The sequence below is a fragment of the Planctomycetota bacterium genome (assembly GCA_026387035.1).
GTDB lineage: Bacteria > Planctomycetota > Phycisphaerae > FEN-1346 > FEN-1346 > JAPLMM01.
This window is the reverse complement of record JAPLMM010000213.1, coordinates 1-5,045: the sequence shown is the minus strand read 5'-3', so window position 1 is coordinate 5,045 and position 5,045 is coordinate 1. Positions and strand designations below refer to the sequence as shown.

The 5,045-nt window shown below is 65.3% G+C and carries 5 protein-coding genes; 1 reads left to right on the top strand and 4 read right to left on the bottom strand.

The features are described from left to right. Positions 1–282: 282 nt before the first annotated feature. Positions 283–1,320 (bottom strand): PKD domain-containing protein, encoded by a 1,038-nt coding sequence (locus NTX40_07575; protein ID MCX5648939.1) that lies wholly within the window; start codon positions 1,318–1,320, stop codon positions 283–285. Between the two features lie 340 nt (positions 1,321–1,660). On the opposite strand from NTX40_07575, the gene NTX40_07570 reads away from it, so the two are divergent. Beyond that, positions 1,661–1,867: a cold shock domain-containing protein gene (locus tag NTX40_07570; GenBank protein ID MCX5648938.1), complete on the top strand. Its 207-nt coding sequence runs from the start codon at positions 1,661–1,663 to the stop codon at positions 1,865–1,867. A gap of 73 nt (positions 1,868–1,940) precedes the next feature. On the opposite strand, the gene NTX40_07565 is transcribed toward NTX40_07570, so the two are convergent. The 3 genes from NTX40_07565 to NTX40_07555 form a co-directional block, all read right to left on the bottom strand. Then, the gene (locus NTX40_07565) at positions 1,941–3,602 is read right to left on the bottom strand and encodes an ATP-binding protein (GenBank protein ID MCX5648937.1); all 1,662 of its coding nucleotides are present in this window, start codon (positions 3,600–3,602) and stop codon (positions 1,941–1,943) included. Then, on the bottom strand, positions 3,599–4,522 hold the full coding sequence (locus tag NTX40_07560) for a diguanylate cyclase (protein MCX5648936.1): 924 nt from the start codon (positions 4,520–4,522) through the stop codon (positions 3,599–3,601). Before NTX40_07560 ends, NTX40_07565 begins: the two co-directional genes overlap by 4 nt. Positions 4,523–4,783: 261 nt before the next feature. After that, on the bottom strand, positions 4,784–5,045 hold a 262-nt coding region (locus NTX40_07555), incomplete at its 5' end, for an elongation factor 4 (GenBank protein MCX5648935.1).

The following is a 5,045-nucleotide window of genomic DNA, read 5'->3' as shown; positions in this document are numbered from 1 at the left end:
GACGCGGCTCCGCGATTTGCGATTCAAGATCCGCCCCGAGGACACGGACAAGATCGAGGCGGCCAAGAGCCTCGTCTCCGAGAGCATCGACGTTCAGGCCCTGATGGAGATGTTGGCCGACGGGCAGTGAGAGATGGGCCTCGCGTGCCTTACGCGCCGTAGCGCGGGGCCTTGTGCCCCGCGCAGGAAGGCGCGGGGGATAAACCCCCGCGCTACAGCCTGAAAGCGGCGTACGCTTGCGTTTTCGCCTGGCGGCTCTTGGGCACAAGTAGCGTTGTAGTACTAATCCACCTGAATCCACGTCTGAGTGTATTCGTGGTGGCCGTCCAGGTCCACGACCGTCAGGAAGACGTTGTACAGGCCGGGCTTTTCATAGGTGTGCGTCAAGGCGGGTTTGGCGGAGACGGCATTGTCGCCGAGGTTCCAGAGGACGGAATCGACGCGGCCGTCGGGCGAGTCCGGGTCGCGGACGCGCGCCTCCAGGCGCACGGTCAGGGGCGCCCGCCCCTGAGTGGGGGAGGCGTCGATGTGGACGGCCGGCCAGTGCGCGACGATGTTCGAGAAATACCGGGCCGCCTCCATCTGGTTCGGGTCGTGACCGCCGGGCAGTCGGCGGATGACGAAGTTGCGGAATCCGCGGACGGTGTACCAGAAGTTGGCGTTGCGGTTCATCTCGTCGAAGCCCGGCAGGTCGCCCTCGCCGAAGAAGACGTACACGTGCCTGTGGCGGGCGCGATGGGCGACGTCGTCGGTGACGAGGTGCTCGTTGAAATTGGCCGTCCGACCCACGATCGCCCGAAACACCTCCGGATGCCGAAGCCCGATGAAGTGGGCCGGAAAGCCGCCGGCCGACCATCCCGTAATCATGATGGCGTCGCGGTTGATGCTGTAGCGGCCGAGCAATTCCTTGACAACGGCCAGGGTCGCCAGTTCATCGCGCACCAGTTCCGGCCCCGGCCGGTCCACCGGAATCACCAGCAGGCCCGTGGCGGAGTCAAAGTCGGGCGAGCAGATGATCAGGCCGTACCGTTCCGCCGCGCCAATCCAGCGATCGCGCTGCCCGGACGCCTCATCGAACGGGAACGTCCCCTGGGCGGTCACGACCAGCGGATACGCCCGGCGAGGATTGTAGGACTTGGGGATATAAAGATGGTACACGCGGCCGGAGGCCGGTTCGCGTTGAAAATCAATTTTTCCCGTGACGATCTGCCCATCGGGGGTCCGCCAGGGTTGGGGGCCGCAGCCTGCCAGGAGCCCCGCCCCGGCCGCGATGGCTGCCGCCGCCAACCCGGTCAGAATCGCCTGCCTGCCTCTTGCCATAACCTCGTTCCGTTCCCCCACGAGCCGCAGCCGGCGTGCTTCAGGGCCACGCCGCGAAGACGCCCAATTTAGGGTCCCGGCCGCTCCCACGCAAGCGAAAAGGGCTTTTTTGACGGTGGTTCGGCGGCCTGCCGTTTTTCCTCTTGACGCCGCCACCTCTTCCGGCTTACCCTGAACAACCGTCTTGTGAAGCGAGGCGCCTGGTTGCATCGGGAAGCAGCGTGTCTGGAATCCTGCACGCCGTCGCGTGCGTTCGTACGGGGCGGTCGTAGCCAGTCGGCCGAGGCTCTCCGCTCGCCCGGGTGGCTTTTTCCTTAATCGGAGTCAGGAGGTACCAGCAATGCCACGCGGTAAGGTCAAATGGTTCAACGATCAGAAGGGGTTCGGTTTCATCGAACAGGAAGGAGGCGGCGACGTCTTCGTTCACCACTCCAGTATCGGGGGCGACGGCTTTAAGAGCCTCGCCGAGGGCGACGAAGTCGAATTCGAACTCACCCAGGGACCCAAAGGGCCCAAGGCCGAGAACGTGACGCGCGTCTCCCCGTAGGCTTCTGAGGCTGACCGGACGGACACTGGGGCGGTCCCTCGCGGGGGCCGCCCTTTCTTCTCCGTGCACCTCATCAGTTCCTGTGGGCTGCGAGTTCGTGAACCGTCGGCGACTCCGTGGGCGTCCCGCCGGGGCTCCGCGGCAGCGTGAAGCGAAATGTGGACCCCCGGCCCGGGGTGCTCTCGACCGAAATCTCGCCGCCCTGCCTTTCCACGAGCATCTTCGCGATGGCGAGGCCGAGCCCGACGCCCCCGGCGTTTCGCGTCGCCGGAGCGTGCACCTGAATGAACCGGTCGAAGATGATCGGCTGCACCTCGATGGGAATTCCAACCCCCGTGTCGGCAACCGCAATCTCTACAAAAGCGCCTGCCTCGCGGGCGGTGATGCGGACCCCGCCCTCCCGCGTGAACTTCAGGCCGTTGGAAACCAGGTTCGTGAGCACCTGGGCGGTCCGGTCGGCGTCGGCCCAGGCGACCAGGTCGGCCGGCACGTCCGCCGTCAGTTCCAGCGCACGCTCCTGAGCCATCACCCGCAGGCTTTGCACGACGTCACCTACCACCTCGGCCAAGCGCATGGTTCCCGGCCGCAGGTGGACTCGCCCGCTGTCGAGGCTCCCCAGGTCCATCAACTCTTCCACGAGGGCGATGAGGCGGTTCGTGTTCCGGTAGCACAAGGCGATGAACTCCTCTCTTTCGCCCGTCTCCTGCTTGGCCTCCCCTTCCGCCAGGAGCGACAAGGCGCCCTGCATGGCCATTAGCGGCGTGCGGAGTTCGTGCGAGACAACCGACACAAACTCATCCTTCATGGCGTCCAGGCTGAGCAATTCCTCGTTGGCCCGTGCCAGAGCCAGGTTCTTGCTTTCAAGTTCCGCGCCCTTTTCGGCCAGTTGGCGCGTGCGTTCGGCGACCTCCTTTTCGAGTCGCTCGGCGTTCGTTGCCAATGTGCGGGTCTGGCCCTCGACCACCTCCGCCATGCGGTCGAAGGTGGCACCGAGTTCCGCCAGTTCGTCCTTCCCCTTCATCTTCACTCGAGCCGCGAGGTCCCCGTCCGCCAGGCGGTTGGCCCCCTCCCGCAAACGTTCGATCCGGCGCGTGACGTACCGCCCGAGCGACAAGGCCTCGACCATGAGGAGCAGCAGAATCAGAAGCACCACGGTCCCGACCAGGCGCGCCCGCGACTGGGCCATGCCGCGCAGCCTTTCCGCCTGAAACGTCAAGCGCCTGGCCACCTGGGCCTCCAGGCCTTCGATGATCCGAGCCGCACGTTCCTGGGCCGGCCTGAAGTGCTCCCCGTACACGCGGTTGGCTTCGTCGGGGTCCGTGCGGACCGTACCGACGGCCCGCTGTCCCTGCTTTAGCGCCTCGTGGCCGGCCGTTTGCAACTCTTGCATCATTTTCTGCATCTCGCTCACATCAAGCGGGTCGTAACTGGCCATCGCCTCCAGCAGTTTCCCCGTCCCCTCATGCAGGAGGTCCATTTCCACCTTCAGCGTGTCCACGCGCCGCGTGCTCCACAAGGGGTCTGCTCCCGAGAGCCCTTGCCGCACCAGCACCCCGAGGCGCTCGTGGCAATCCTTTATGCGGAGCAGATTCGCGTAGGTCGGCATGCTTTCGCGGGCCACGCGCACGAACTCGGCCGACGAGCGAGAGAGCGTCTCCGTCAACAGGTAACTGGCCGCCAGGCAGACGATCAGCACGCTGCCGAACCCCAGCGCGAGTTTCGAACGCAGTTTCATGACGTCCTCCCGGCCACCTCTGCCGCATCACGGCAGAAACGGACCCTGTTGCGGCCGCCCTGCTTGGCGTCGCGGCAGGCCGCGTCGGCCAACTCGAACAGTTCCTCAGGCGTATGCACCGGGCATCTGTCGGTGGACGCCAGGCCGAGACTCACGGTCAGTGGGAACGCGCCTTCCGGGTGCTCGACGGGCGCATGTTCCACCCCCTGCCGGATGCGCTCCGCAACAATCTGTGCCCCGGCCGAATCCGTCTGCGGAAGCAAAAGTACGAACTCGTCGCCGCCGAAGCGAACGGCCACGTCGCTGCCGCGGCGAGAGCCTTCCAGGACGCGCCCCACCGCCTGGATGGCCGCATCCCCCGCCAGGTGTCCGCGGTCGTCGTTGATGGCCTTCAGGTTATCCATGTCGATGACGACGATCGCCAGCGCATACGCGTACCGCTGCGCGCGGTGAAACTCCTTCTCCAGAAACGCCCAGAACACCTGCTTGCTGTAGAGCCCCGTCAGCGCGTCGCGGACGGCCTGCTCCTTAAGGGCGCACACGTTCGTGTAGTGCCGTTCGCCCGCCCGCACCCGTGCCAGCAATTCGTTCAAGTCAAACGGTTTGACGACGTAGTCGTCCGCGCCGGCGTCGAGACCGCTCACCCGGTCGCTGACCTGGCTCTTGGCCGTCAGAAAAATCACGTAGGCGTGCTGGACCGCCGGCTGGCTCCGGACCCACCGGCAGACTTCGATGCCGCTCATCCCGGGCATCATGACGTCCAAGAGCACAACATGGGGCGGCGACTCCGCCATCCTGCGACAGGCTTCCGGACCGTCGCTTGCCGTTTCAACCGTGTAGCCCGCCGCCCGCAACTTCGCGGCCACGACGCAGCGAATGTCCGGCTCGTCGTCCACCAGCAGAACGGCCGTGCTTGACACCGGAGGATCCGCTTCACCCACCGCTGCCCGGTTGGTATCTGTGCTCACGGCAACCCCCATCCCGTCGCGCACGGCCAGAGACCCACGTGGTTATAGTTGTAAGACGGCTCGCCTGGGGTGCACAGCGACCAAACCGGTAGGGGAAACCGGTTTATTATCGGCCAATAGAACCTTCCGCGTTCACTGAAACGCGGATGGCGGGTGCCGGACGCCCCGATTCAGGCCCGGCCGGGTTGGCATGGCCAGACCCGCGCGGGTCAATCACTCGGCTTCGAGAACCGCCATGAAGGCCTTCTGAGGAACCGCGACGGTCCCGATCATCTTCATCCGCTTCTTGCCGGCCTTCTGCTTTTTCAGAAGTTTCTGTTTGCGGGTGACGTCGCCGCCGGACAACCTGGCTATCACGTCCTTGCGGAAGGCCTTGATCGTCTCACGGGCGATGATACGCGACCCGATGGCCGCCTGCAGGGCAATCTCGAACTGGTGCCGCGAGATCTCCTTCCGGAGGCGTTTTAGGATCGCC